At 67.3% G+C, this 24,519-nt stretch carries 27 protein-coding genes; 18 read left to right on the plus strand and 9 right to left on the minus strand.

The features are described from left to right. Positions 1-3: 3 nt before the first annotated feature. The gene (locus tag ACQY5B_RS19945) at positions 4-612 is read right to left on the minus strand and encodes a LysE family translocator (RefSeq protein ID WP_420327789.1); all 609 of its coding nucleotides are present in this window, start codon (positions 610-612) and stop codon (positions 4-6) included. After that, positions 609-1,394 (minus strand): uracil-DNA glycosylase, encoded by a 786-nt coding sequence (locus tag ACQY5B_RS19950; RefSeq protein WP_420328604.1) that lies wholly within the window; start codon positions 1,392-1,394, stop codon positions 609-611. The genes ACQY5B_RS19945 and ACQY5B_RS19950 overlap by 4 nt, the downstream gene beginning before the upstream one ends. A 168-nt stretch (positions 1,395-1,562) precedes the next feature. Here ACQY5B_RS19950 and ACQY5B_RS19955 point away from each other — a divergent pair, with 168 nt between their 5' ends. Genes ACQY5B_RS19955 through plsY form a run of 5 tightly spaced genes read left to right on the plus strand, consistent with a single transcriptional unit; the run spans position 1,563 to position 5,344 of the window. Continuing rightward, positions 1,563-2,513 (plus strand): aspartate carbamoyltransferase catalytic subunit, encoded by a 951-nt coding sequence (locus ACQY5B_RS19955; RefSeq protein WP_305969362.1) that lies wholly within the window; start codon positions 1,563-1,565, stop codon positions 2,511-2,513. Continuing rightward, positions 2,510-3,052: an aspartate carbamoyltransferase catalytic subunit gene (locus ACQY5B_RS19960; RefSeq protein ID WP_420327788.1), complete on the plus strand. Its 543-nt coding sequence runs from the start codon at positions 2,510-2,512 to the stop codon at positions 3,050-3,052. Before ACQY5B_RS19955 ends, ACQY5B_RS19960 begins: the two co-directional genes overlap by 4 nt. 2 nt (positions 3,053-3,054) lie before the next feature. Beyond that, complete coding sequence (locus ACQY5B_RS19965; RefSeq protein ID WP_420327787.1) at positions 3,055-3,459, plus strand: hypothetical protein; 405 nt, start codon at positions 3,055-3,057, stop codon at positions 3,457-3,459. Beyond that, positions 3,456-4,757: a dihydroorotase gene (gene pyrC, locus ACQY5B_RS19970; RefSeq protein ID WP_420327786.1), complete on the plus strand. Its 1,302-nt coding sequence runs from the start codon at positions 3,456-3,458 to the stop codon at positions 4,755-4,757. The genes ACQY5B_RS19965 and pyrC overlap by 4 nt, the downstream gene beginning before the upstream one ends. Further along, positions 4,754-5,344 (plus strand): glycerol-3-phosphate 1-O-acyltransferase PlsY, encoded by a 591-nt coding sequence (gene plsY / locus ACQY5B_RS19975; protein WP_420327785.1) that lies wholly within the window; start codon positions 4,754-4,756, stop codon positions 5,342-5,344. The genes pyrC and plsY overlap by 4 nt, the downstream gene beginning before the upstream one ends. Before the next feature lie 4 nt (positions 5,345-5,348). Here the strand turns inward: plsY and ACQY5B_RS19980 are convergent, their stop codons facing one another. The 7 genes from ACQY5B_RS19980 to gspG are packed head-to-tail and all read right to left on the minus strand — an operon-like array spanning position 5,349 to position 9,763. Further along, the gene (locus ACQY5B_RS19980; protein ID WP_305969357.1) at positions 5,349-5,831 is read right to left on the minus strand and encodes a type II secretion system protein M; all 483 of its coding nucleotides are present in this window, start codon (positions 5,829-5,831) and stop codon (positions 5,349-5,351) included. Next, positions 5,828-7,000 (minus strand): type II secretion system protein GspL, encoded by a 1,173-nt coding sequence (gene gspL / locus ACQY5B_RS19985; RefSeq protein WP_420327784.1) that lies wholly within the window; start codon positions 6,998-7,000, stop codon positions 5,828-5,830. Before gspL ends, ACQY5B_RS19980 begins: the two co-directional genes overlap by 4 nt. After that, positions 6,993-7,874 (minus strand): type II secretion system minor pseudopilin GspK, encoded by an 882-nt coding sequence (gspK, locus tag ACQY5B_RS19990; protein ID WP_305969355.1) that lies wholly within the window; start codon positions 7,872-7,874, stop codon positions 6,993-6,995. The genes gspL and gspK overlap by 8 nt, the downstream gene beginning before the upstream one ends. Then, a complete protein-coding gene (locus tag ACQY5B_RS19995; protein ID WP_420327783.1) occupies positions 7,871-8,521 on the minus strand; it encodes a type II secretion system protein GspJ in 651 nt (216 codons plus the stop codon). Before ACQY5B_RS19995 ends, gspK begins: the two co-directional genes overlap by 4 nt. Next, the gene (locus tag ACQY5B_RS20000) at positions 8,518-8,883 is read right to left on the minus strand and encodes a type II secretion system protein (protein ID WP_420327782.1); all 366 of its coding nucleotides are present in this window, start codon (positions 8,881-8,883) and stop codon (positions 8,518-8,520) included. Before ACQY5B_RS20000 ends, ACQY5B_RS19995 begins: the two co-directional genes overlap by 4 nt. Further along, the gene (locus tag ACQY5B_RS20005) at positions 8,868-9,323 is read right to left on the minus strand and encodes a prepilin-type N-terminal cleavage/methylation domain-containing protein (RefSeq protein ID WP_420327781.1); all 456 of its coding nucleotides are present in this window, start codon (positions 9,321-9,323) and stop codon (positions 8,868-8,870) included. The genes ACQY5B_RS20000 and ACQY5B_RS20005 overlap by 16 nt, the downstream gene beginning before the upstream one ends. Further along, a complete protein-coding gene (gene gspG, locus ACQY5B_RS20010) occupies positions 9,308-9,763 on the minus strand; it encodes a type II secretion system major pseudopilin GspG (protein WP_305969351.1) in 456 nt (151 codons plus the stop codon). Before gspG ends, ACQY5B_RS20005 begins: the two co-directional genes overlap by 16 nt. Before the next feature lie 112 nt (positions 9,764-9,875). Between gspG and ACQY5B_RS20015 the strand changes: the two genes are divergently transcribed. From ACQY5B_RS20015 to ACQY5B_RS20075, 13 genes are all read left to right on the plus strand, one after another. Then, positions 9,876-10,610: a prepilin peptidase gene (locus ACQY5B_RS20015; protein WP_420327780.1), complete on the plus strand. Its 735-nt coding sequence runs from the start codon at positions 9,876-9,878 to the stop codon at positions 10,608-10,610. Between the two features lie 76 nt (positions 10,611-10,686). Continuing rightward, positions 10,687-12,264 carry an SEL1-like repeat protein gene (locus tag ACQY5B_RS20020; RefSeq protein WP_420327779.1) on the plus strand — a complete coding sequence of 526 codons (1,578 nt, stop codon included), beginning with the start codon at positions 10,687-10,689 and terminating at the stop codon, positions 12,262-12,264. A gap of 2 nt (positions 12,265-12,266) precedes the next feature. Continuing rightward, positions 12,267-13,469 carry a tetratricopeptide repeat protein gene (locus ACQY5B_RS20025; RefSeq protein WP_420327778.1) on the plus strand — a complete coding sequence of 401 codons (1,203 nt, stop codon included), beginning with the start codon at positions 12,267-12,269 and terminating at the stop codon, positions 13,467-13,469. A 115-nt stretch (positions 13,470-13,584) separates the two neighbouring features. Continuing rightward, positions 13,585-14,007, plus strand: coding sequence for a hypothetical protein (locus ACQY5B_RS20030; protein ID WP_420327777.1), 423 nt, complete (start codon positions 13,585-13,587; stop codon positions 14,005-14,007). Positions 14,008-14,044: 37 nt separating this feature from the next. After that, the gene (locus ACQY5B_RS20035; RefSeq protein ID WP_420327776.1) at positions 14,045-15,205 is read left to right on the plus strand and encodes a hypothetical protein; all 1,161 of its coding nucleotides are present in this window, start codon (positions 14,045-14,047) and stop codon (positions 15,203-15,205) included. Positions 15,206-15,367: 162 nt separating this feature from the next. Then, positions 15,368-18,430 carry an FG-GAP-like repeat-containing protein gene (locus ACQY5B_RS20040; protein WP_420327775.1) on the plus strand — a complete coding sequence of 1,021 codons (3,063 nt, stop codon included), beginning with the start codon at positions 15,368-15,370 and terminating at the stop codon, positions 18,428-18,430. 145 nt (positions 18,431-18,575) lie between these two features. Beyond that, complete coding sequence (gene fzlA, locus ACQY5B_RS20045; protein WP_305969344.1) at positions 18,576-19,241, plus strand: FtsZ-binding protein FzlA; 666 nt, start codon at positions 18,576-18,578, stop codon at positions 19,239-19,241. A 99-nt stretch (positions 19,242-19,340) separates the two neighbouring features. Further along, the gene (gene queG, locus ACQY5B_RS20050) at positions 19,341-20,390 is read left to right on the plus strand and encodes a tRNA epoxyqueuosine(34) reductase QueG (protein ID WP_420327774.1); all 1,050 of its coding nucleotides are present in this window, start codon (positions 19,341-19,343) and stop codon (positions 20,388-20,390) included. Between the two features lie 202 nt (positions 20,391-20,592). Then, positions 20,593-21,042: a peptide-methionine (R)-S-oxide reductase MsrB gene (gene msrB / locus ACQY5B_RS20055; RefSeq protein WP_305969342.1), complete on the plus strand. Its 450-nt coding sequence runs from the start codon at positions 20,593-20,595 to the stop codon at positions 21,040-21,042. Beyond that, on the plus strand, positions 21,039-21,545 hold the full coding sequence (gene msrA / locus ACQY5B_RS20060; protein WP_420327773.1) for a peptide-methionine (S)-S-oxide reductase MsrA: 507 nt from the start codon (positions 21,039-21,041) through the stop codon (positions 21,543-21,545). The genes msrB and msrA overlap by 4 nt, the downstream gene beginning before the upstream one ends. 109 nt (positions 21,546-21,654) lie before the next feature. Continuing rightward, positions 21,655-22,266: a class I SAM-dependent methyltransferase gene (locus ACQY5B_RS20065; RefSeq protein WP_305969340.1), complete on the plus strand. Its 612-nt coding sequence runs from the start codon at positions 21,655-21,657 to the stop codon at positions 22,264-22,266. A 262-nt stretch (positions 22,267-22,528) separates the two neighbouring features. Next, positions 22,529-22,951 (plus strand): NUDIX hydrolase, encoded by a 423-nt coding sequence (locus ACQY5B_RS20070; RefSeq protein WP_420327772.1) that lies wholly within the window; start codon positions 22,529-22,531, stop codon positions 22,949-22,951. Between the two features lie 71 nt (positions 22,952-23,022). Continuing rightward, positions 23,023-24,507, plus strand: coding sequence for an inorganic phosphate transporter (locus ACQY5B_RS20075; RefSeq protein WP_420327771.1), 1,485 nt, complete (start codon positions 23,023-23,025; stop codon positions 24,505-24,507). Positions 24,508-24,519 lie beyond the last annotated feature (12 nt).

Genomic DNA, 24,519 nt, shown 5'->3' on the forward strand with positions numbered 1-24,519 from the left:
CCCTCAGACCGCCAGCCGCACGGCCAGCCCGCCAAAGAGCGTGGCACAGGTGTAGCGCAGGGCGCGTTCAGTGCGCGTGCCGCCTTCCAGTCGCCGCCGCAGGCGTCCCGCGAACTGGCCGACCAGCCCGTTCACCGTGACACCGCCAATCGACATCAGCAGGCCATAGACGAGGAACTGCGGCAGGACCGCCATTGCCGGATCGATGAACTGCGGCACGAAGGCCAGCACAAAAAGGATATACTTGGGATTGGTGATATTGACGACGAACCCCTGCCGAAAGGCCTGCCCGGGCGCCAGCGGCGGCGCATCGCTGCCCGCGATGGGGGTGCGCAGCGTCTTCCAGGCGATCCAGGCAAGGTAGGCCGCACCCGCCCAGCGGATCACGTCAAAGGCCCCGGGCAAGGCGGCCACCAGCGCCCCCAGACCCAGCCCCGCCAGCAGCACATGCAGCATTCCGCCCAGCGCCACGCCACTGGAGGCCGCCCAGCCGCAGCGCGCGCCCCCGCGCAACCCCTGCGCCAGGCAGAACATCATGTCCGGCCCCGGAGTGACGTTCAGCGCCAACCCGGCAGGGATGAAGGCCAGCATCAGAATCGGATCGACAATCATCCCAGCGCCCTCAGCTTCGCTTTCAGAGACAACAAGTCCGTCCAGGCCTCGCGCTTTGCCTGCGGATTGCGCAGCAGGTAGGCGGGATGCAGCATCGGCAGCGCCGGCCGCTCCGCCGCCTCGGTCCAGTTACCGCGCAGCCGCGTGATCCCCCGCTTGCCCAGCAGCGCCTGGCACGAGGTATTGCCCATGATCACCAGCAGGTCGGGATCCGCCAGGGCGATATGCCGGTGCAGGAACGGCAGCAGCATGGCGATCTCGTCCGGCTTCGGATCGCGGTTCTGCGGCGGCCGCCAGGGCAGCACGTTGGTGATATAGACCGACTCGGCGCGGCTCAGCCCCACCGCCGCCAGCATCCGATCCAGCAACTGCCCGGCCCGGCCGACAAAGGGCTTGCCCTGCAAGTCCTCGTCCCGCCCCGGGGCCTCGCCCACCAGCATGACCCGCGCCCCCGCCACGCCATCCGCAAACACAAGGTTGCGCGCGCCGCGTTTCAAGGGGCAGTGATCAAAGCCCGACAATGCCGCCTGCAGCGCCTCCAGGTCGCCCGCGCCGGCGGCCAGCGTGCGCGCCTCGGCCACGGGATCGACCTCGGGCGCCTTGACCGGCGCCGCCCCGCGCCCACCTGCGGCCCGCGCCGCATGCTGCGCCTTCAGCGCCTCCTGCTCGGCCTCATGGGCGGCAAAACGGTCGATGGGCGCGTCGAGCATCGCCTCGTCCACCCCCATCTCCAGTTGCCATTCCAGAAGCGCCTTCGCGGCGTACCAGTCCATGTTCTCCATGTCCGCCACCCTAGCCCTCCGCCGGGACAAAGAAAATCGCCCCCGTTTCTTCTCTCCAAAAATACTCTCCCGCGACATCGCCACGCGGCGCGACCTCGGGCGTGCCGGGGGCCTTGCCCCGCAACGGCACCCTACCTAAAAGGTCCAGAACGCCACCGAGGACACCGAATGCGCTTCGACCACCGCCATCTGCTGGGGATCGAACCCCTGCGCCCGGACGAGATCACCACGATCCTCGACCTTTCCGATCAATATGTCGATTTCAACCGCCGCCGCGATAAGCACGCCAATGCGCTGGCCGGGCTGACCCAGATCAACATGTTCTTCGAGAATTCAACCCGCACGCAGGCCAGTTTCGAACTCGCGGGAAAACGGCTGGGCGCGGACGTGATGAACATGGCGATGCAGGCTTCGTCGATCAAGAAAGGCGAAACCCTGATCGACACCGCCATGACGCTGAATGCCATGCACCCCGACCTCTTGGTGGTGCGCCACCCGCATTCCGGCGCGGTGGACCTGCTGGCACAAAAGGTCAACTGCGCGGTGCTCAACGCCGGTGACGGGCGGCACGAACACCCCACCCAGGCGCTGCTCGACGCGCTGACGATCCGACGCGCCAAGGGACGGCTGCACCGGCTGTCCATCGCCATCTGCGGCGACATCGCCCATTCCCGCGTGGCCCGGTCCAACCTGCTGCTGCTGCACAAGATGGAAAACCGCATCCGCCTGATCGGCCCCCCGACGCTGATGCCCTCGGGCATCGACGCCTTCGGCGTCGAAGTCTTTGACGACATGCGCGAGGGGCTGCAGGACGTCGACGTGGTCATGATGCTGCGCCTTCAAAAGGAACGCATGGACGGCGGCTTCATCCCCTCCGAGCGCGAGTACTACCACCGCTACGGGCTGGACGCCGAGAAACTCGGCCATGCCAAGGACGACGCCATCGTTATGCATCCCGGCCCGATGAACCGCGGGGTCGAGATCGACGGCACCCTGGCCGACGACATCAACCGCAGCGTGATCCAGGACCAGGTCGAAATGGGTGTCGCCGTGCGCATGGCGGCGATGGACCTGCTGGCGCGAAACCTCCGCGCCCGACCGACAGAGGTGGTGGCATGACAAAGGTTCAGGTCAACGGCTCGGACCGGACCACGCTCTACCTGACCCATCTCGACCTGCCGCCGGAGGCCGTCGAACGTTTCACCCAGATGGCCGGCACCGGAGAGTGGCCACTGAAATACGCGCTTGGCGCAACCCGCCTGCGTGAAAGCTTTGTCGACGTGGTCGCGATCCGCGACCTGGGCGAGATGACGCTCTCGCAGTACCTCTCGGCCGCCTACGACGTGCCCGCCCGTACCCTTGCCCAGGACCGGAACCGTATCGACGCGCTCAAGGGACATGCCGTGGTGCTGCCGCCGCAGGCCTTCGACGGCACCTCGCAGGAACTGACCATCAACCCGCCCCTGGCACTGGTCGGCCGCTACGGCGAGGCCCGCCCCACCGCGCGCGGCGCCAACCCGATGTCCAGGTCGGCCCGGGGTCAGGCTGGCGGACGCCCCCCGGCGCGCCGGGGCAGCGGCAACTCGCCCGTTTTGAAACTCATCCTCGCTGCGGTCGCGCTGATCCTCGCGCTGGTGCTCTGGCTGGCGCTGGTATGACGATGGCGGCTGACCCCCGGGCGGTCTTTTCTCCGGACCGCACGACCTATATCCGCACCCACTGGGTCATGGCCGCCGTGGCGATGGCGCTTGGCATGGCGATCCTCTGGGCGCTCGGCAACCCGCATGTCTGGACCGGCGCCATCGGCGGGCTGGCCGCCGTCGCCCTGCGCGGCTGGTATCTCATGGACGAGGAGCTGGGCCATGCCTGGCGGCTGGAGGACGGCGTGCTGGCAGGTCGCGGCGACCGCCGCGTGCCGCTTGACCAGGTCGAGAAGATCCGCGCCATCGGCGCCGCCGTCCAGATCGTCACGAAATCCGGCGACAAGCATCTGATCAAGTTCCAGGCCGATCCGCGGGCAACCATCGCCCGGATCGAGGCCGCCCGCCCGAGAGGCCAAGAATGACCCAGACCCTGATCCACAACGCCCGCCTGATCGACCCCGAGGCCGGGCAGATCACCCACGGCGCGCTCCTGATCGAGAGCGGGAAGATTACCCAAATCTTAACGCAAGATACTGATTTCGAAGAAATGTTTCGCGCGCGAAACATCCGGCCAGACCGGATCGACGCGGGCAATGCCTTTCTCGCGCCGGGCATCGTCGACATCGGGGTAAAGGTCTGCGAACCCGGTGAGCGGCACAAGGAAAGCTATGGCAGCGCCGGACAGGCGGCGGCGGCGGGCGGGGTGACCACGATGGTCACGCGCCCCGACACCAGCCCCTGCATCGACACGCCCGAGGCGCTGGAATTCATCCGCCGGCGCGCGATCGAGGAAACGCCGGTCAACGTGCTGCCGATGGCGGCGCTGACGAAGGGCCGGCAGGGCCGCGAGATGACGGAGTTCGGGTTCCTGCTGGACGCCGGGGCCGTGGCCTTCAGCGATTGCAACAACGTGGTCCGCGACACCAAGGTGCTCAGCCGGGCGATGACCTACGCGCGCTCGCTGAACGCGGTGGTCGTCGGCCACCCGCAGGATCCGGGCCTGTCGCAGGGCGCCGCCGCGACCTCGGGGAAATTCGCCTCTCTGCGCGGCTTGCCCTCGGTCTCTCCGATGGCGGAACGCATGGGGCTGGACCGCGACATCGCCCTGGTCGAGATGACGGGCGTGCGCTACCACGCGGACAAGATCACCACGGCGCGCGCCCTGCCCGCGCTGGAACGCGCCAAGGCCAACGGGTTCGACGTCACCGCAGGGGTGTCCATCCATCACCTGACCCTGAACGAGATGGACGTGGCGGACTATCGCACCTTCTTCAAGGTGACGCCGCCGCTGCGCTCCGAAGAGGACAGGCAGGCGGTGGTCGAAGCGGTGCGCACCGGGCTGATCGACATCATCGGCAGCTATCACAGCCCGCAGGACGAAGAGAGCAAGCGCCTGCCCTTCGAGGAGGCCGCCAGCGGTGCCGTCGGCCTCGAAACCATGTTGCCGGTTCTCCTGCGGCTCTACCACGGCGGCGAGCTGGACCTGCCGACGCTGTTCCGCGCCCTGTCGCTGAACCCCGCGAAACGGCTGGGACTGGATTGCGGGCGGATCGCCAAGGGGGCGCCCGCCGACCTGGTACTCTTCGACGCCGACAAGCCCATCGTGCTGGACCGGTTCAAGCTGCGCTCGAAATCCAAGAACACGCCCTTTGACGGCGCCCGCCTGCAGGGCCGGGTGCTGGGCACATGGGTTGGCGGCGCGCGGGTGTTCGAGGCATGAGCGGCATGGTGATCCTCTGGGCCACGCTTGGCTACCTGCTGGGCTCCGTCCCCTTCGGCGTGCTGATCACCCGGACGATGAACCTGGGCGACCTGCGCCAGATCGGTTCCGGCAACATCGGCGCCACCAACGTTCTGCGCACCGGCAACAAGGGCGCGGCACTGGCGACCCTTCTGCTGGACGGCGGCAAGGGCGCGGCGGCAGTACTGATCGCCCGCGCCTTCGAGGCGGACGGGATCGCCGTGCAGGCGGCGGGCGTCGCGGCCTTTTTCGGCCATTGTTTCCCGGTCTGGCTTGGCTTCAAGGGCGGCAAGGGCGTGGCGACCTTCCTTGGCCTGATGCTGGCGCTTGCCTGGCCCATCGGCCTGTTGTGCTGTGCCACATGGGCGGCGGCAGCCTACCTGTCCCGCGTGTCCTCGGTGGGGGCGCTGGCCGCCTCGGCGGGCGCGCCGATCTGGATGCTGATCGCGGGACGGACGGATCTGCTGGTCAGCGGGGTTCTGCTGGCGGCACTGGTCTGGTGGCGGCATTCGGCCAATATCGCCCGGCTGCGCAGCGGGACAGAGCCAAAGATCGGCCAGAAATAGTGGCTCAGGGCAGGACCTCGATCCGCGCGTCGACCAGCCCGGGCTCCGCGCCCCGATCCAGCCGGAAACCTGCGAAACGATAGCCCCAGACCGGCTCGACCTGGGTCAGCCAGCCGATCAGCGCGTCGAAACTGACCGCCTCGAACCGCATCTCGATCCCACCGCCCTGCCGCGCGGAGAGCGTGGCCACGTTGCCGGACAGTCCTGCGCTCTCCAGGCTGCGCTGCACCGCCGCCAGCCCGATCGGCTCTGCCGGTCCCGGCCCGGCGGCGGACCGCAGGACGCGGGCATCCTCGGCCCGCGCATCGACCCAGGCGGTCAACGCGCGCGCCTCCTCCAGCGCAGCAACAGAGGCCGCGCGCCGCTCGGCCAGCGGCCAGAGCAGACCAACCCCCGCGCCCAGCAACAGCACCAGCGCCATGACCCCCAGCAAGAGCCGTTCGCGCCCGGTCAGGCGCAAGAGATGTTCCACCGCGCGCCCGGTCATCCACCCTGCTCCGGTTCCCGGATCGTCAGGTCGGCAGTGACGTTGCCCTCTTCGCCCAGTCGCGCGTCGCGCACGGTGATCCGCAGACCCTCGGCCGCGAGGCTGTCGACCAGCGCATCGACCGCCGCGAAATCCCCCATATCTAGTACCAGTTGCAGCCCGTCCTCCGGCGTCCAGGCCACGGTCTCCAGCCGCGCCCCTGCCCCGGACAGGACCGGCGCCGCCCCGGCGAACAGGTCCAGCGGGGAAACCCTGCCGCTGCGGCCGCGCAGCGCGCTGCGTTGCTCGGCCAGTGCGCGGGCGATCTGCACCCGTATATCGAGGATCGGGCCCGACGGAATGAACTCTGCCCGCGTGAGCTCTGTGGCACGGGCGGTCAGCGCGGCGGTTTCCGCCTCCGTGGCACGGATCACGGCGATCTGCGCCGCGGCCCAGAGACCCGCCGCCACGGCCCCGGTGAGCACCGGCCAGCGCCAGGCCGACAGCTGGTGGCGCAGCCGCCTGCGCGCGGCCTGCGGATCGGCGCGCAGGTCCAGCCCGGTTTCCCCACGCGAAAAGGCCCGCAGGTCCGCCCCCTTGTCCGGCATCCCCTCGACCAGGGGAATGTCCCGCGCCGACAGCCAGGCTTCGAACTCCGGCAGCGGTGGACCATAGCGCCAGACACGGTCCGGCGCGCCGTCGCGTGCCATGATCGCCTCTGCCTGCAGGCACAACGCGGTTTCGGTGCTGGTCACGCCGTCCGCAGGTCCGAACCGGGCGCGCGCACGTTCGGGCGTTCCCGCCACGGTCCAGCTGCTCTCGTCGACGGGCAAGGCCAGGTAGTCGGGCAGGACAGCGACACAGCCTTTGCCAACCTGTTCACGCCAGCGCGCCAAGGCCGCGCGCTCGACCACCAGAACACGGGTCCAGCCCTCGGCGTTGCCGTCCAGCGCAAAGGGGCGCATCTGCAGCGCCCCGGCCTCCGGGCCCAGCAGATCGGACAGTTGCCGCTGTGCCACCTGTTCGCGCGCGACGCCGCGCAACCGGCCCGGCAGGTCCAGCGCCACCAGCGGCACCGCCTCACCCGGCACAAGCGCCACGTAACGCCCGCGCGGCACGGGACCACCGACCGGCGCGGTGACCAGGCCCGGGTCGGTCGGGACGGGGGAAAACTCTGCCAAATCAGCCATCGGGCAGACGATAGTCCACCCGCACCCCGACGGGAAGCGGCTGTCGGTACAAGACCGTGCGCCGCGACAGGCGCCGCCCGTCAAGCTCGACCGTGGCGCGGGCCAGGAACCAGTCGCTGCCCACCGTCAACCGCGTGTCGTCGACCTCGGCCGCCGCTGCGGTCGGCAGGGCCAGCAACAGGTCCGCGACCGAGGCAAAGGGCGCGCGCTGACGCGACGCCGCCAGCGCCCGCGCTTGGGCGCCGTTCAACTGAGGCAGCCAGGCGGCCAGCACTTCGGGCGGGGCGGTGTTCACGTTCAGCCGCGTGTCGCTGGGCAACGCCGCGATCAGCGGCGAAAGGCGGGCGTACTGGCGATCGGTCAGGCCGGGAACGGCGCGCAACTGGGCAATGTCCTTTACCGGCCCGCCCCTTGGCCGCACCCCCGTGTAGGCCGCCGCATTGCTCGGGCCGCCCGGCGACAGGAAGTCCCGGATCGCGCTGGCCGTCTCCTGCGGCAGACCGGCGCCGGCCAGCAGCCGAGCAAAGCCCTCACGCGCCTGGAGGTCCTCTGGCACAGACAGCCAGTTGACGTTGAACCGCCCCTGCAGATCCTCGATCCCGCCGCTGACACGGCCCCGGTCCAGTTCGGCATCCCGGATCGGCCGGGCCCAGGTTTCGCCCGCGTGATCGGCCGGGCTATGGTCCCCTTCGAGCAGCGCAACCGCCAGCGCGTCAAACCCGTCGAGGTAGGCCTCCATCTGTGCGGCGCCCTGCCAGGCGCGCTGGCGTTCCACGCTGTGCCCGGCGCGCACCAGCAGCACGGTCGCCGCCGCCGCCAGCGCCCCGACCAGCACCAGCGCATTGACCAGGACCGATCCGCGCGTGGCGCTCATGGCAGGGCCTCCAGCAGCCGGATCTCTCCCAATCCGTCGAGGGTGAAGATCAGTTCGACGGCGCGCGGCAGCGCCGCGGAATACAGGTTGGCGACACGGGCAAAAGCCCGGTCCTCGTCCAGGGCATCCGGCCCCACCGGCACTGGACCGGCCAGCAGGCCAGCCGCCCCGTCAACCCAGCCTTGCCCCTCCCAGTAGCTGCGCAGGTGAACGCCATCGACCCCCGTCAACAGCACCCGGTCCGGGCTGCGCTGCGCCACGCTGGCGGGGGCCGTCACCGGCCAGGACGCGCGCGACAGTGCGCCCGATGCCCGGTCGAAACGCCATTCGACCCGCTGGAAAGGCGCGTTCGTCGCGTCGATCGCCGAAACCGTCAGGCCCAGCACAGGGCCCCGGCCGTCGTAGGTGAGCGCCGATTGCGGCGGACCGACCGGCGCATCGAAGATCAGCGGCGCGGCACGGTCCAGATCGCTGCGCAGCAGGGCCAAGGTCACCGCCAGCGCCCGGTCGCGGTCATCCCGCCCGCCCAGCGCGTCGCGCGTGCGGATGGTGCCGTTCAGGGTCTGCATCCCCATCACCGCCACCAGCGAGAACAGGGCCATCGCGACGACCAATTCGATCAGGGTCAACCCGCGTGAGCCCCTCATCTCGGCGCTCGTGCCGGCAGGAAAGTGACAAGCCTCGCCCCCGGTCCCTCGGACGAGGTGACGGTGATCTCGGCGCGGATCAGACCGGCGGCGGTGGCGCGACGGCGGCTATCGACGCGAAACTGGTAGGGCCCAAGGGTCACGCTCTCCGGCAGGTCCACCGCGCCGGGCAGGCGCAGTGCCTCGGCCCGGTTTTCCGCCGCCAGTTGCGCCAGAACGCGCGGCGCAGCCCCGCCCAGGATATGACGCGCCTGCCCGGTGGCCTGCAGCGTTGCCATCGTGCCCAGCGACAGGATGGCAATGGCTATCACCAGTTCCAGTAGGGTCAGGCCCCTTGTGCCGCGGCCTACTCGGGGGCGCATGTCAGCCCGCTCCATCCGTCGCTGGCACAGCGAAAGGTCTCCCCCCCGCCCGAAAAGCTCACCGTAAAGGCGCTGGTCCCGCCGTCGGATCGCAGCCTGATGCGCGGCGTGCCAACCGGCACCGGACTGGACGAAACCAGCCGCGTCTGCCCGCGCCAGTCATAAAGCCTGCGCGCCTCTTCCCAGCCTTCGGCGGTCCGGCGCGACAGGCTGAGGCCGCGCGGCGTGATCTCCAGCCCCTGTTCCTGACGGGCCAAGATGGCCAGAGCCCAGATTTGCTCGAATGTCCGCTGGAAGCGCTGCGCATCACGTTCGGCACCGGGCACCACCGCGCCCGTCGACAGGCCGACCCCCACCGCCAGCACAGCGAGCACGGCGACCGAAACCATGAGTTCCAGCAGGCTGAACCCTGCGTCGCCGGATCTCAGCCCCCCGTCCATGAGCCGATATCCGCATCCGCACCCGTCCCCCCCGGCACGCCGTCGGCGCCATAGGTGAAGACGTCGAAATCGCCATGCACACCCGGTTGCAGGTACTGGTAGGGCCGGCCCCAGGGGTCCTGTGGCACCCGGTCCATGTAGCCGCCCGAGGCCCAGTTGGCCGGCACCGGTTCGGCCGAGGGGCGGCTGACCAGCGCCGCCAGCCCCTGGTCGGTCGTCGGATAGCGGAAGTTGTCCAACCGGTAGAGGTTCACCGCCGCCTGGATCGCCGCGATGTCGGATTGCGCGCGGGCGGCGCGAGCCTGGTCGGGACGGTCGATCACGCGCGGCACGATGACCAGTGCAAGGATCGACAGGATGACAACGACCACCATGAGTTCAAGCAGGGAAAAGCCCGCGTCGGCTGGACGGCGCGGCACGGCCTGTGTTGTATCGCTCATATGCTCCCCTGCGCCCGAAGCGCCTCTTGACGTTTTGCGGCGATCCTAGCCAAGAACCCCGGGGCAGACAATCGCCGCCACGCAGGCGGGATACACGGCGGGGAGGGCCGGAATGGACGTCCTTTCGATCCTTTTTCTGTTGCTGATCGCCCCCGCTGCCGGATCCTTTGCGGCGGTTCTGGCGGATCGCCTGCCGCGCAACGAAGACGTGGTCACGGCGCCGTCGCGCTGCCGCGCCTGCAAGACGCGGCTGGGCCTGCGAGATCTTGTGCCGCTTCTGTCCTATCCCCTGCTGCTCGGGCGCTGTCGTCATTGCGGCGCGCCGGTGCCGGGGTGGCTCTGGCTGATGGAACTGGCGGCGCTGGGGCTGGCCGGGTTGGCCCTGGTGCGCGGCGGAACGCTCTGGGAGGTCTGGTGCTCGGCCCTCCTGCTGTGGCTGTTGCTGTCGCTGGCAGTCAGCGATCTGCGCAGCTTCCGCCTGCCCGACGCCCTGACCGCCGTGCTGGCCGCGCTTTGCCTTGGCGTGGCGCTGGCGAAAGGGCTGTTCGTCTGGGCGCTGGCGGGCGGGTTGATCGGGGCCGGCAGCTTCATGCTGCTGCGCATCGCCTATGCCACCCTGCGCGGGCGCGAGGGGCTGGGCCTTGGTGACGTCAAGCTGATGGCGGGCCTTGGTGCCCTGACCGGTCCCGCCCAACTGCCCCTGCTGGTTCTGGTGGCGGCACTGATGGCACTGGCGGCGGCCCTGCTGCGGCACCGCGCGCCGAAAGGCGACCTGCCTTTGCCCTTCGGCACGGCGCTGTGCGCCTCGGCCGCGGTGCTGTGGCTGTTGCGCGAAACCATCCTGTAGACGCATAAACCCCTCGCACATCGCGTCAGGATCGTTAGGGTCGGGCGCCACGACCTGCCCGTGAAACGGAGCCGCCATGACCACCGCTTGCCGCCCCTTCCTCTCTGCCGCCCTGGCCTGTGCGCTGACGCTGTCGCCGCTGCCGCTGGCAGCGCAGGATGTCGCAGATCTGCCCGCCGAAGCGCAGGACCTGCCCGAGATGGCCAGGATCGAACAGGCCTGGAACGCGGGCGATTTCGTGACCGTGCGACAGGGGCTGAAGGTGCTGGCCGAAGAGACCGGCACCGCACTGGCGCAGTATCGCTATGGCCGCATCCTGATCGAGGGGCGAGGCGGCCCGCGCGATCCGAAGAACGCAGCGCTGTGGCTGGAACGGGCGGTGGACCAGAACCACGCCGAGGCGGCGACCCTGTTGGCGCGGCTGTACCTCAGCAACGTCCCCGGCGGGCCAGAGCGGGACGCGAAACGTGCGGCAGAGCTGCTGACCCGGGCCGCGACGCGTGGCGACGCCTCCGCGCAATACCTGCTGGCCCTGCTGTACCAGAACGGCGACGGGGTCGAACGCGACACGGATGCGACATACAACTGGCTGCTGGCCGCCGCCGAGCAACGCCATGCCCAGGCACAGTTTGCCCTGGCCGCGATCCATCTCAACAGCGCCGACGGCGATGCCGACGAGGGGATGCGCTGGCTGCGCGCCGCTGCCGGACAGGGGATCGCCGATGCGCAGATCCAGCTGGCCTCGCTGCTGGATACGCCCGACACGGCCGTGACCAACCGGGCCGAGGCGCTGGACTGGTACCGCCGCGCCGCCGAGTCGGGGCAAGTGCTGGCCCAGCGGATGCTGGGCACGCGCTACCTGACGGGCGACGGCGTCGCCGCCGACCCGCAAGAGGCTCTGCGCTGGTTGCACATGGCGGCGCAGGCCGGGGATGCGGGCGCGATGACCAACCTGGGCTACGCCTTTGCCTCCGGGCAGACCCTGCCGCAGGACCTGGCACAGGCGGCCCGCTGGTATGGAATGGCCGCGGAACACGGGCTGGGCCGGGCCATGGTGGCCCTGGCCCGCATGTACGAGACCGGCACGGGAGTGACAGCGGATCTGGACAAGGCACTGGCACTGTACACCCGCGCGCTGGACACCGATGACGATGGGCTGGCGCGGGTCGAGCTGGGACGGATGGCCGCTGCCGGACAGCTGGACGGGCGCGTCGCGCCACAGCGCGCCGTGCCCTGGGTGCTGGCCGCGCTGACGGCCGGGAACGACGATGCGCTGACCTGGCTGGAAACCCGGGCCGAGGCGGGAGACCCCGGTGCGCAATCCGCATTGGCACGCCACCTGCTGACCGCGGACGAGACGCGCCGGGACGAGGCCGTTTCGCTGCTGACAGCGGCCGCCGACATGGGCAACGGACCGGCGCAGTTCGCGCTGGCAGGCCTGCTGGCGCGTGGCGATCACGGCGGCACGCCGGACTATGTCGAGGCGCACAAGTGGTACAACATCGCCGCCACCTTCGGCCATTCGGAGGCGCCCGAGCAGCGCGAGATCCTGGGCAACCTGATGACGCCCGAACAGCTGGCCCAGGCCCAGGCCGCCGCCCGCGCCTGGTTCGAGGCAGACGCCGAGCGCGGACCGGTGCTCGGGGGGAACTGAGCGTGCGCGCCGCTGCTTCCGTCCTGGCGATCGCGCTGGCGCTGACCACGCTTTCGGCGCAGGCGCAGACTGATCCGCTGGCCGCGATGCGAGCGGCGGCAGAGGCCGGCGACATGGCCGCACAGCTGGCGCTGGCCGAGCGGTTCGAGAGTGGCGACGGCGTGGTGCAGAACTTTGCCCGCGCCGCCCGTTGGTACGGTCAGGCGGCCGAGGCGGGCAACCTGCAGGCCGCCAATCGGCTGGGCCGCCTGCACCACGCAGGCCTTGGCGTGCCGCGCGACATCCCCAGGGCCATCGAATTGCTGGAACGCGCGGCCAAGGGCGGCGCGGCCGAGCACCTGCATGACTTGGGCCTGGTCCTTGAGGCCACGCAGACCGATGACGCCAGCCTGGCGCGTGCTGCCGACCTGTACCGCCGGGCCGCCGAGACGGGCCACGTCGAGGCCGCGGTCAGCCTGGCGGTGATGCTGCAGAACGGCAGCGGTGTCCCGCAGGATTTCGAAAAGGCCGCGCGACTCTATCGACAGGCCGCGGACCAGGGACACCTGCGCGCGCTCAACAACCTTGGGCTGCTTTACGTTCGCGGCAATGGTGTCGCGCAGGACTATGAACGGGCCGCCGCGTTGTTCCGGGCTGCGGCGGACCAGGGGCTGCCGCAGGCGCTGACCAATCTCGGCGTTCTCTACGAGAACGGCTTTGGCGTGCCGCAGAGCGACGCGTTGGCCATGCAGTACTATCGGCGCGGCGGCGAGGGCGGCGGCACCAAGGGGGCGCAATCGCCCCGGGTGATCTACGACCCCCGGCTTGCCCCGCCGCCCACGGACGAGGCAGGGCTGAAGGCGCTGGAACGGGCCGCACGCAGCGGCGATCCGGTGGCGGAATTCCAGTTGGCTTTCTTGATGTTGCAACAAGGCACCACCTCTCCGCGCGGCGCGGTCCGGGCCGCCGGGCTGCTGCGCCGGGCCGCAGAAGCCGGGCACGCGCCCTCGATGGCCAACCTTGCCATGCTGTATTTCCGGGGCTCCGGCGTGCCGCAGGACTATGTGATGGGTCAGATGTGGCTTGTCCTGGCGGGGTCCAGCGGCTTTGACGGGGCCACGGGGCTGAGTGCGCAATGGAGCGCCCGCATGACCGCCGACCAGGTCAACGAGGCACAAAAAAGGGCCGAGGCCAAATGGTCTGAATGGCGCGATGCGGGAAATTAGAAATACACGCCATGCGCGTGATCTTCTTGACCGGGCGTAACATGGCAATGCATAGTTTGCCCGAATTCGGGACGCGGCTTTGCCGTAGCCTTGTGACCTTTGCAGACGGATAGATATGCGGATTTTCCGATACATACCCATCATCGCGACCGCGCTGACAACCAGCCTGGCCGGCATGGCACAGGCCGCCGACCCAGTGGCCCAGCACAACTCCACGGCTTTCTGGTTCGTCAACTGGTTGGGGCTGACCAACGCCACGCTGGACGTGGTTTCGCCGCAGGGTGAGATGACAACGGTCTTTGCCGCCTCCGGCACGCCCGTCTTCGAGCTGGACCGGGCAAAGGCGATGGACGGGGTCTATCGCTACGAATTGACGGCGGCGACAGACAAGCAGGTGAAGGTCGTGAACCCGATGAACAACGGCCGCGGTGATCTGGCGTCCGACACGGCGGCGGAATCCTTCTACCTGACAGGCCAATTCGTCGTCTCGCGGGGCGTCATCACGACCCCGGAAGAAATGACCGAAGACGGCAACTGAATTCAAAGACATCAAAGGCGTACGAGGAATCAAGAACATGAGTAAAGCCAGCTACCCGATCCGCGGTCTTGCAGCCGCGGGCCTCGGCGCCTGCATGATGATCGGCCAGGAGGCTGCGGCGGACCAGGTCTTTGTCGATGACGTTATCATCCAGGGCAGCCTCTGCGTTGGTGTCGACTGCGTGAACGGCGAAAGCTTCGGCTTCGACACCATTCGCCTGAAGGAAAACAACCTGCGGATCAAGTTCCTGGACACGTCGTCCTCTGCCAGCTTTCCGACCGTCGATTGGCAGATCGTCGCCAACGACAGTTCCAACGGCGGTCTCAACTATCTGGCGTTCCAGGACGACAGCACCGGCCGCATTCCCTTCCGGGTAGAGGCCAGCGCCCCGGCCAATTCGCTCTATGTCGAGAGCGACGGCGACCTTGGGATCAAGACCTCTCAGCCGGCGGTCGACATCCATGTGGTCGAGGGCAACACCCCCACCCTGCGCCTGGAACAGGACGGGTCGGACGGCTTTGCCCCGCAGGTCTATGATATCGCCGCCAACGAGGCCAACTTCTTCATCCGGGACGTCACCAACGGCTCACGCCTTTTCTTCCGGGCCAAACCGGGCGCGCCCGAGGACAGCCTCTACATCGATTCCACCGGCGAGATCGGGATCGGCACCGATGCACCGACTGAGTCGCTGCACGTCCGTCGGACGGACGGCACCGCAACGCTTTATGTCCAGGAGGTCAATGCGACGGCGGCGCTGCGCAACCTGATCAAACTGGACAACAACGGCGAGGTCGGCCTGCGGATGCAGAACACCGCGACCTCGGACAAGTGGGCATTGGCCACCGCGGGTGGCAACTTTATCGTCAATGGCAACGGCGGGCCATCCGAGTTCACGCTGGCTGCAAATGGGGACCTGACGATCGCCGGCACGCTGATCACATCGGGCAGCTGCTCGGTCGGCTGTGACGCGGTCTTTGGCCCCGATTACGACATCCTTCCGATCTCGGACCGGGCCGCGATGATGTACGATCTGGGCTACCTGCCCAATGTCGGCCCCACCGCCGAGGCCGGCCAGTACGACCTGACCAAGAAGGTCCTGGGCATGCTGAACGAGCTGGAGCATGCGCATATCTACATTTCTCAGCTGAACCAGCGGATCGAAGTGCTGGAAGAGGCGCTGGCCACCCAGGCCGATTGAACCGGGGGCCGTGCCTCCGCCATGATACGGGTGTGACATGCGCCCCGTCTGCGCCCGCAGGCGGGGCGTTTTCACGCCGCCTGCCCCGCCGCCCCTTGGCCGGGGCATGGCACCAACAGGTGAAAGACCGGCCAGACGGCCGGCAGGACTCGAGAGGGACACATGATCTCTGACTCCCGCCCTCCCCGCACCGACTGGCTGCGCCTGGGGTTTTCCTTGGCCATCGTCGTCGTGCTTGCCTATCTCTTCTGGACCGGATCTCGCTATCCTGCACTTGGGGAAAAGGCCATCATGTCGGGCGCCATCCAGTTGGAGGACCCGCTTGGCTTCGAGGCGAAATTCGCCCTGACCGAGGACATGACCGTGCTGGAGCGGATGTTCTGGTCGACCCTGAACTGGATCAATACCAACAAGAAGGGCATGACCTTCGGCGTGCTCTTCGCCGCCGCCTTCCTGACCGCCGCCCCCTATGTGCGACGCAAGAGTTTCAGGGGCGGTTTTGCCAACAGCGCCCTGGGCCTGGCCATCGGCACACCGCTGGGGGTTTGCGTGAACTGTGCCGCGCCGATCGCGCGCGGCATGTATTCCGGCGGCCTGCGGGCGGAAACGACCCTTTCGGCCATGATCGCCTCGCCAACGCTGAACGTGGTCGTGCTGACAATGCTGTTCAGCCTGTTGCCGGTCTACATGGCGGTGACCAAGATCGCGCTCAGCCTGCTGGTCATCCTTGTGGTCGTGCCGCTGATCTGCCGGAACCTGCCACAGACCGAGCTTCCCCCGGCACAACGAATCGCCACCGTCCCGCCGGCGCCGCTGCCGGGCGTGCATCACGCGCTCAAGGACGTGGTGATCAGCTACATGAAGAACCTCTGGTACATCGTCAAGATGACCGTGCCGCTGATGCTGCTGGCGGGGATGATGGGCGCTGTGGTCGCCACGCTTCTGCCACAGGACCTGATCACCGGACTGGCGTTCAGCCTTGTTGCCCTGGTGCTGATCGGCCTTGTCGGGGTTTTCCTGCCGGTGCCCATCGCCTTTGACGTGGTGGTGACGGGGGCGCTGCTGGGGGTCGGGCTCAGCCACGGCTATGTCATGGCATTGTTGTTCACGCTGGGCAGTTTCAGCATCTATTCCTTCTTCATAGTCGCGCAATCCGTGGGTATGCGCGCCGCCGTGCTGCTGGGGGCCAGCGTTGCCGTGCTGGGGATTCTCGCGGGCGCCGGGGCGCATTACTACCACGACTGGCAGACCGAACGCGCGTTGCGCCTGCTGACAAGCGAGGTGCAGGAACCGCCACGTCTGCTTTGGGCCGCCGAGGCCGCAGAGGGCGACCCATGGGTCGTGACCACCGAGGACGCGCCCCGCATCATCGTCGAACCGCGCCCCTTTGCGGATCCCTCGCCCGCCGCTGACCGGGGCTTTACCCGGCTGGAAGGCTGGGAAATCGGGCTGGACCAGCCGATCGAGTTCACGATGGCAGACATGTGGCCGCCCTTCTGGGAGGGCCGCAGCCTCGCCTCGGGCGACATCGACAACGACGGTGACATCGATCTGGCGGTGGCCTCGACCGAGGTCGGCCTGCGGCTGTTCGCCAATGACGGCAGCGGGCAATTCACCCCGATGGAGATCGACCTTGGCGAACTGGCCAATGCGCCGGTGTTTAACGCGGCCATTGTCGACATCGACAACGACGGGTTCCGTGACCTGTTCCTGGCCACCTATCGGGGCGGCAACTTCGTCATCATGAACGGTCCCGACGGGTTCGGCGCGCCGCAGAAGGTGAAAAACACCGAAGGCACTTTCCTCTCGATGGCGCTGAGTTTCGGCGACCCCGACCGCGATGGCGACCTGGACCTGGGCCTGGGGAACTGGTCGGCGGGCTGGTATCGTCGGATCCCGGGCGAAGAATCGCGCAACCGCGTGGTCTGGAACGAGGACGGCTCCCTGACGGGGGACTCCTACACCGTCTTGCCCGGCATCCCGGGAGAGACGCTGTCGATGCTGTTCACCGACCTCGACCGCGACGGCAACGCCGACCTGCTGTTGGGCAATGACTTCGAAATTCCGGACTATTTCTACATGGGTGACGGCAAGGGCGGGTTCCGCGCCATCACCTACCAGGACGGGACGATGCCGCACACGACCACCACGACCATGGCGATCAAGACGGCGGACCTGATGAACGACGGCGCGCCGGAACTTTACCTGGCGCAGATCGCCGGGCGGTCCTCGGGCGTGTCCAACATCCTCAAGATGCAGCCGCTGGAACACTACTGCGAGACCATAAAGCGAAACGACCTGCGGGCGACCTGTGAAAAGAACATGGCGATCAAGACCTGGTACAAGTCGGGCAACAGTTTCGACCCGACCTACGCCAGCCGGTGTCAGGACCTGACCGGTCGCGACCAGGTGGAATGCAAGGCCATGCTGATCAAGGACCTGGCGATCCAGCGCAAGGACGCGGCGATCTGCGACATGATCCCCAAGGACCAGGTCAAGGCGCATTCCTACTGCGTGGTGCATTTCAAGCCACCCCGCCCGATCGAGCCGCAGGAGGCCGACGCCGCCCTGCCGCAGATCAAGAACTACAACGTGCTGCTGACGCCCGATGGTTCGGGTGGCTACACGGATGTGGCAAAGGATTGGGGCCTGCACATCGGCGGCTGGAGCTGGGACACCAAGATCGCCGATTTCGACGAGGACGGCTGGAAGGACGTCTACATCGTCAACGGCACCTGGGTCCCGAACGAGGTCAGCCCCTCGAACCTGTTCTTCCGCAATACCGGCAGGGGGTTCGTCGAGGCCTCCGGCCCCTTCGGACTGGAGGATTACCTGATGACCGCCGCCGCGACACGGTTCGACATCGATGGCGACGGCGACCTGGACATCGTGACCTACACGGTGAACGGCCCGCTGGCGGTCTTCCGCAACAACGCGCAGGACAACAAGGCACTGACGGTCAGCTTCGACGACCTGCAGGGCAACCGCGATGGCATCGGCGCAGAGGTCACGGTGACGGATTCGCTCGGCGTGACCCGGATGCAGGAGATCCAGCTGGGCGGCGGCTTCATGTCCTTCGATGCGCCGGTGGCACATTTCGGCCTGGGCGACGCGGACAAGGCCACGCGCATCGCGGTCCGCTGGGCCGATGGCGGAGAAACGGTGATCGAAGGCGATTTCGCGCCCGAAACCCGGTACCGTATCCGCCGCTCCGCCGCCAATTAGGCCGCCCCGCAACGGCCGGGACAAGGGTCCGGCGCCATGAATGGGCGGATTCCCGAGTGCATCCGCCCCGGTCGGGATCAACCCCGTTGAACCCGGCCCGCTTTCACGGCAAGTAGAGGGGGTTCCCCTCAGGCATCGGAAGGTCATGGCCAAGCTCTACCACGTCCCCCTCTCGCCCTTTTGCCGCAAGGTCCGTCTCAGCCTCGCCGAGAAGAAGATCGAATGCGAGCTGATCGAGGAGCGATACTGGGAGAAAGACCCGGATTTCATGCGTCGCAACCCGGCGGCCAAGGTGCCGGTGCTGCGCATCGACGGCAAGATCATGGCCGAGTCGACGGCGATTTGCGAATGGATCGAGGAGAAATACCCCGAGCCGGCGCTGATGCCGCGATCCTCGGACGCCCGCTATGAGGTGCGCCGGCTGGTCGGCTGGTTCGACGACAAGTTCCACAACGAGGTCACCTCGAAACTGCTGTACGAGCGGGTGAACAAGAAGGTGATGAAGGCCGGTTTCCCCGACAGCGGCAACGTCAAGGCCGGCGCCAAGGCGATCAAGTATCACCTCGATTACATGGCCTGGCTGCTGGACCATCGCCGCTGGCTGGCCGGGGACAACATGACCCTGGCCGATTTCGCCGCCGCCGCGCATCTGTCGGCGCTGGACTATATCTCGGACGTGGACTGGAACCGGTCGAGCGTGGTCAAGGACTGGTATGCCAAGATCAAGTCGCGCCCGGCCTTCCGCGCCATCCTGGCCGACCAGGTGCCGGGGTTCCCGCCGCCGGCCCATTATGCTGACCTGGATTTCTGAACCGGAAGTGATCTTTCTGCGAAAGATCGATGGGGGCGCTGCCCCCGTCCCTGCGGGACGCCCCCGGAGTATTTCGAGAGAGAAGAAGCGGGGGGCGTCGTGAGGGGACTGGCCAAACGCCTCAAGGACGAAGCGCGCGAAATCGGCTTTGCCCGCGCGCGCATTTGTCGGCCCGGCGACGTGCCCGAGGTGATGGAGCGCCTGCGCACCTTTCTGGACCGGGGCTATCACGGGCAGATGGGGTGGCTGGCCGACCGGGTGCACTGGCGCGGGGCGCCGGACGTGCTTTGGCCCGAGGCGCGGTCTGTCATCATGCTGGCCGAGAATTATGGCCCCGATCACGACCCGCTGGAGGTGCTGGAGCGGCGCGAGCGCGCCGCCATCAGCGTCTATGCCCAGCACCGCGACTATCACGACGTGGTCAAGAAGCGGCTGAAACGGCTGGCGCGCTGGCTGATCGCCGAGGCGGGCGGCGAGGTGAAGGTCTTTGTCGATACCGCGCCGGTGCCGGAAAAGCCGCTGGCGCAGGCGGCGGGGCTGGGCTGGCAGGGCAAGCACACCAACCTGGTCAGCCGTGAACTGGGGTCCTGGCTGTTCCTGGGCTGTGTCTTTACCACGCTGGAACTGGAGGTGGACGCGGCAGAGCGCGACCATTGCGGCTCGTGCCGGGCCTGCCTGGACGTCTGCCCGACCGATGCCTTTCCCGCGCCTTACCAGCTGGACGCGCGGCGCTGCATTTCCTACCTGACGATCGAACACAGGGGACCGGTGGACGCGGCGCTGCGGCCCGCGCTGGGAAACCGGATCTACGGCTGCGACGATTGCCTGGCGGTCTGTCCCTGGAACAAATTCGCCCGTCGTGCCGAAGAGGCGAAGTACCACGCCCGCGACGACCTGCTGGCCCCGCCCCTGTCGGACCTGGCCGGGCTGGACGACGCGGCGTTCCGGGCGCGGTTCTCCGGTTCACCGATCAAGCGGATCGGGCGCGACCGCCTGGTGCGGAATGTCTGTTATGCCATTGGCAACTCCGGCCAGCCCGCCCTGCTGCCAGTTGTGCAATCGCTTTGCGAGGATGCGGACCCGGCTGTGCAAGACGCGGCCCGCTGGGCCGTGCTGCGCCTGGTCAAAGAACAGGGGGACGGGCGCTGAGCTGCCATCCCAGCGCCCGGAGCGACACCTCGCTTCCTTGGGAGAAAGAGCTTGTCACTCAGGCGTTACATGGCAGCCACACCCCGTTCGCGCAAGAGGCGCGCAAGGCAACGTGAGGTCCGTGACAGCGGGCTTTGATTTGCGCTGATGACACCCATGTTATGCAGGGACAGGACATGGCGCGATCCGAAAGGAGGACAAATTGGCAAAATATGAGCGAAGACCGGAGGTTATCCACAGCCTGACGCCCGAGCAGTACCACGTTACCCAAGAGAGCGGGACGGAGCGTCCGGGGACCGGCGAATACTTGCACACGAAGGAGCCCGGCATCTACGTGGACGTGGTTTCGGGCGAGCCGCTGTTCGCCAGCGCGGCGAAATACGAATCGGGCTGCGGCTGGCCGAGCTTTGTCAAACCCATCGAACCGGACAATATCGTCGAGCTGCGCGACACGACGCATGGCATGATCCGGACCGAGGTGCGCTCGCGCCACGGGGACAGTCATCTTGGCCATGTCTTTCCGGACGGGCCGATGGACCGGGGCGGCCTGCGCTATTGCATCAACTCGGCCTCGCTGCGGTTCATCCACCGTGACGACATGGCGGCCGAGGGGTATGCTGACTACATCGACCAGGTGGAGGAGATCGAATGACTGACCGTGCTGTTCTGGCCGGAGGCTGCTTCTGGGGCATGGAAGAGCTGATCCGCAAGCTGCCCGGGGTCGAGAGGACCCGCGTGGGCTATACCGGCGGTGACGTTCCCAACGCCACCTACCGCAACCACGGCACCCATGCCGAAGGGATCGAGATCCTCTTTGACCCGGCGAAAATCTCTTATCGTCAGCTGCTGGAGTTCTTTTTCCAGATCCACGACCCGACCACGCTGAACCGGCAGGGCAACGACATCGGCATGAGCTATCGTTCGGCCATCTACTATGTCGACGAGGATCAGCGGCAGTGCGCGCTGGACACCATCGCCGATGTCGAGGCCAGCGGCCTCTGGCCCGGCAAGGTCGTGACCGAGGTCGAACCGGTGGGCGATTTCTGGGAGGCGGAGCCCGAGCACCAGGATTACCTGCAGCGCTACCCGGGCGGCTATACCTGCCATTTCCCGCGCGCCGACTGGGTTCTGCCCAAGCGCGACGCCGCGGAATGATACCGGGGAAGCCATGCGAATGCGCATGGCTTCCTTGCCGCATTGGGCAATCCCTTTTCTCCGGGCCGCCTTCTATATCCGACGAAGGTCAGGAGATTGGAGAACGGATATGACACCGGTGGCATTCTGGGACGGGATTGCAGAGAAATACGCCAAGCAGCCCATTGGCAACACCGAGGCTTACGAGGCCACGCTGGACCGTGTGCGACACTGGTTGCGCCCCGACATGACGGTCATGGAGATCGGCTGTGGCACCGGCACGACGGCGCTGAAGCTGGCCGGAAATGCGGGAGAGATCCTGGGCACCGACATGTCCGGAGAGATGGTGCGCATTGCGAAGGAAAAGGCCGCGCAGGTGGCCAATGTGACCTTTGACATCGCCCCTGCCGAACGCGCCGGGGCCGGGCGCCATTTCGACGCGGTCCTTGCTTTCAACCTTTTGCACCTGGTTGCGGATCGGGCGGCGGTTCTGGCCCATGTACGCGGCCTGTTGCCCGCGGGCGGGCTGTTCATTTCCAAGACGCCCTGCCTGGGCGGCAAACCCTGGTTCCGGCCCCTGATCTGGACGCTCCAGAAGGTGGGCAAGGCCCCCGGACCCGTGCATTCGCTGCGGCCCGGCCAGATCGAGGACGAACTGCGCGCGGCGGGCTTCGAGGTGGTGGAAAGCGGCGGCTATCCGAAGAAGCTGCCCAACTGGCTGGTCGTGGCGCGCGCGATCTGAACCCTGGTTCCCAATTCCGAATGGGGTTTGACTTGTCCCGCTGGGGCCCCAGATAGTCTGTTGCTCCGGGAATACAGAAGTGTTCCCGAACATCAGGAGTATTTGCGCAAGGGCCAACCGTTGCCTATTGTGCGCAATCTTCACACAACAAGTCAACGGGACGAGGCAAGACCAGGTGACACCAGGGTCGACCATTCGAGGCGGGATCATAGGGAAGCTCTTTTCCTTGATCAGGAAAACGGGCGCGGAATTCGCGCGGCCCATGCTGCAACGGCCCCGGCAGTTGCAAACCGCCGCCCTTTGCTATCGCGTCGAGGACGGCCGCAAACACGTCCTTCTGATCACCAGCCGCGGCACCGGACGCTGGGTCATCCCCAAGGGCTGGCTGATGCGCGGCAAGAATGCCTGCGAGGCTGCTGTCGTGGAAGCCTGGGAAGAGGCCGGGGTGCGCCCGGGTCGGACGGCACAGCGTCCGATCGGCACTTATGTCTACGACAAGATCAAGAATTCGGGCCTGCCGGTCGCCGTAGAGATGCTTGTCTTTCCGGTGGAGGTCCGGTCGCTTGAGGACCGATTCCCGGAAGCTCACGAAAGGGAACGGCGCTGGGTCACGCCGGCCGAGGCCGCAGAGATGGTCGACGAGCCGGGACTGCGGCAAATTCTCCTCGAATTCGGGCGCGAATGACCCTGTAAACGTGTTGTTCTTGTCCTCGGGCACTGTTTGCCATAGGCCCCCCGGCCAAACGGGGGGAATGCATGTCCGACGAACACCTGGATCCAAGCCATCTGGAGACGCTTGACCGCGACCTGGGCCGGCTTTCGACGCTGGAACAGGCAACCGCCTATGTCAGCCGCCCGATGATGGGCTTCGGGATCGCGCTGCTCTTCGTGGTGTTCGCCGGGCTGGTTGCGGCGCTTGTCTTCGGACAGACCAACAACACGTTCATCGTCGTCGTGGCCGCCGCCTTTGGCGCCTACATGGCCCTGAACATTGGCGCCAACGACGTGGCCAACAACATGGGCCCCGCCGTGGGCGCCAATGCCATGTCGATGGGCGCGGCCATCGTGATCGCCGCGATCTTTGAAAGCGCCGGCGCCCTTCTGGCCGGGGGCGACGTGGTGTCGACCATCGCCAAGGGCATCATCGCGCCGGAAAGCCTGGGCACCTCCGGGGCCTTCATCTCGGCCATGATGGCGGCGCTGCTGGCCTCGGCGCTCTGGGTGAACCTTGCGACATGGATCGGTGCGCCGGTCTCGACCACGCATTCGGTGGTGGGCGGCGTCATGGGGGCCGGGATCGCTGCGGCGGGCTTTGCCGCCGTCAGCTGGGGCCAGATGAGCGCCATTGCCGCAAGCTGGGTGATTTCGCCCTTGCTGGGCGGGCTGATTGCCGCCGGGTTCCTGTGGTTCATCAAGGCCAACATCATCTACCGCGACGACAAGATCGCCGCCGCCCGCAAATGGGTGCCGGTTCTCGTCGGCATTATGGCCGGGGCCTTTGCCTCTTACCTCGCGGTGAAGGGACTCAAGAAGATCGTCAGGATCGAGCTGGGCAGCGCCCTGATGATCGGCGTCGGGGTGGCCGTGATCGTCTGGTTGATCATGATCCCTGTGATCCGCAGGCAATCGGCCAACCTTGAAAACCGGAACAAGTCGCTCAAGGTGCTGTTCGGCATTCCGCTGATCGTGTCGGCGGCGCTGCTCAGCTTTGCGCATGGGGCGAATGACGTGGCCAACGCGGTCGGTCCGCTGGCGGCCATCGTGCAGGCCTCATCGACCGGGGATTACACCCACGCGGTGGAAATCCCGCTGTGGGTCATGGTGATCGGCGCGCTGGGGATTTCCTTTGGCCTGTTCCTGTTCGGCCCGAAACTGATCCGCATGGTGGGCAACCAGATCACCAAGCTGAACCCGATGCGGGCCTATTGCGTGGCGCTGTCGGCGGCGATCACGGTGATCGTGGCCAGCTGGCTGGGCCTGCCGGTCAGCTCGACCCATATCGCCGTGGGCGGGGTCTTTGGCGTCGGGTTCTTCCGCGAATGGGACACCGAACGGCGGATGCGGAAATCCAAGCGCGCGATCACCGGCCTGCCGGCCCTCGCGCCAGAGGAACGTCGCCGCCGCAAGCTGGTACGCCGGTCGCATTTCATGACCATTGTCGCGGCCTGGGTCATCACCGTGCCCGCCGCCGCGGCGCTGTCTGCGGGCCTGTTCCTGGTGATCCAGGGCGTCGGCGGCTGAGCCTGGGGGGCC

This window comes from Antarctobacter sp. (assembly GCF_965277915.1).
Classification (GTDB): Bacteria; Pseudomonadota; Alphaproteobacteria; order Rhodobacterales; family Rhodobacteraceae; genus Antarctobacter.

What these genes read in the sequence shown, in the direction of transcription:
- ACQY5B_RS19945 (WP_420327789.1), bottom strand. Translation starts at nt 612, where the DNA reads ATGATTGTCGATCCGATTCTGATGCTGGCCTTCATCCCTGCCGGGTTG.
- ACQY5B_RS19950 (WP_420328604.1), bottom strand. Translation starts at nt 1,394, where the DNA reads ATGGAGAACATGGACTGGTACGCCGCGAAGGCGCTTCTGGAATGGCAA.
- ACQY5B_RS19955 (WP_305969362.1), top strand. Translation starts at nt 1,563, where the DNA reads ATGCGCTTCGACCACCGCCATCTGCTGGGGATCGAACCCCTGCGCCCG.
- ACQY5B_RS19960 (WP_420327788.1), top strand. Translation starts at nt 2,510, where the DNA reads ATGACAAAGGTTCAGGTCAACGGCTCGGACCGGACCACGCTCTACCTG.
- ACQY5B_RS19965 (WP_420327787.1), top strand. Translation starts at nt 3,055, where the DNA reads ATGGCGGCTGACCCCCGGGCGGTCTTTTCTCCGGACCGCACGACCTAT.
- pyrC (WP_420327786.1), top strand. Translation starts at nt 3,456, where the DNA reads ATGACCCAGACCCTGATCCACAACGCCCGCCTGATCGACCCCGAGGCC.
- plsY (WP_420327785.1), top strand. Translation starts at nt 4,754, where the DNA reads ATGAGCGGCATGGTGATCCTCTGGGCCACGCTTGGCTACCTGCTGGGC.
- ACQY5B_RS19980 (WP_305969357.1), bottom strand. Translation starts at nt 5,831, where the DNA reads ATGACCGGGCGCGCGGTGGAACATCTCTTGCGCCTGACCGGGCGCGAA.
- gspL (WP_420327784.1), bottom strand. Translation starts at nt 7,000, where the DNA reads ATGGCTGATTTGGCAGAGTTTTCCCCCGTCCCGACCGACCCGGGCCTG.
- gspK (WP_305969355.1), bottom strand. Translation starts at nt 7,874, where the DNA reads ATGAGCGCCACGCGCGGATCGGTCCTGGTCAATGCGCTGGTGCTGGTC.
- ACQY5B_RS19995 (WP_420327783.1), bottom strand. Translation starts at nt 8,521, where the DNA reads ATGAGGGGCTCACGCGGGTTGACCCTGATCGAATTGGTCGTCGCGATG.
- ACQY5B_RS20000 (WP_420327782.1), bottom strand. Translation starts at nt 8,883, where the DNA reads ATGCGCCCCCGAGTAGGCCGCGGCACAAGGGGCCTGACCCTACTGGAA.
- ACQY5B_RS20005 (WP_420327781.1), bottom strand. Translation starts at nt 9,323, where the DNA reads ATGGACGGGGGGCTGAGATCCGGCGACGCAGGGTTCAGCCTGCTGGAA.
- gspG (WP_305969351.1), bottom strand. Translation starts at nt 9,763, where the DNA reads ATGAGCGATACAACACAGGCCGTGCCGCGCCGTCCAGCCGACGCGGGC.
- ACQY5B_RS20015 (WP_420327780.1), top strand. Translation starts at nt 9,876, where the DNA reads ATGGACGTCCTTTCGATCCTTTTTCTGTTGCTGATCGCCCCCGCTGCC.
- ACQY5B_RS20020 (WP_420327779.1), top strand. Translation starts at nt 10,687, where the DNA reads ATGACCACCGCTTGCCGCCCCTTCCTCTCTGCCGCCCTGGCCTGTGCG.
- ACQY5B_RS20030 (WP_420327777.1), top strand. Translation starts at nt 13,585, where the DNA reads ATGCGGATTTTCCGATACATACCCATCATCGCGACCGCGCTGACAACC.
- ACQY5B_RS20035 (WP_420327776.1), top strand. Translation starts at nt 14,045, where the DNA reads ATGAGTAAAGCCAGCTACCCGATCCGCGGTCTTGCAGCCGCGGGCCTC.
- ACQY5B_RS20040 (WP_420327775.1), top strand. Translation starts at nt 15,368, where the DNA reads ATGATCTCTGACTCCCGCCCTCCCCGCACCGACTGGCTGCGCCTGGGG.
- fzlA (WP_305969344.1), top strand. Translation starts at nt 18,576, where the DNA reads ATGGCCAAGCTCTACCACGTCCCCCTCTCGCCCTTTTGCCGCAAGGTC.
- msrA (WP_420327773.1), top strand. Translation starts at nt 21,039, where the DNA reads ATGACTGACCGTGCTGTTCTGGCCGGAGGCTGCTTCTGGGGCATGGAA.
- ACQY5B_RS20065 (WP_305969340.1), top strand. Translation starts at nt 21,655, where the DNA reads ATGACACCGGTGGCATTCTGGGACGGGATTGCAGAGAAATACGCCAAG.
- ACQY5B_RS20070 (WP_420327772.1), top strand. Translation starts at nt 22,529, where the DNA reads ATGCTGCAACGGCCCCGGCAGTTGCAAACCGCCGCCCTTTGCTATCGC.
- ACQY5B_RS20075 (WP_420327771.1), top strand. Translation starts at nt 23,023, where the DNA reads ATGTCCGACGAACACCTGGATCCAAGCCATCTGGAGACGCTTGACCGC.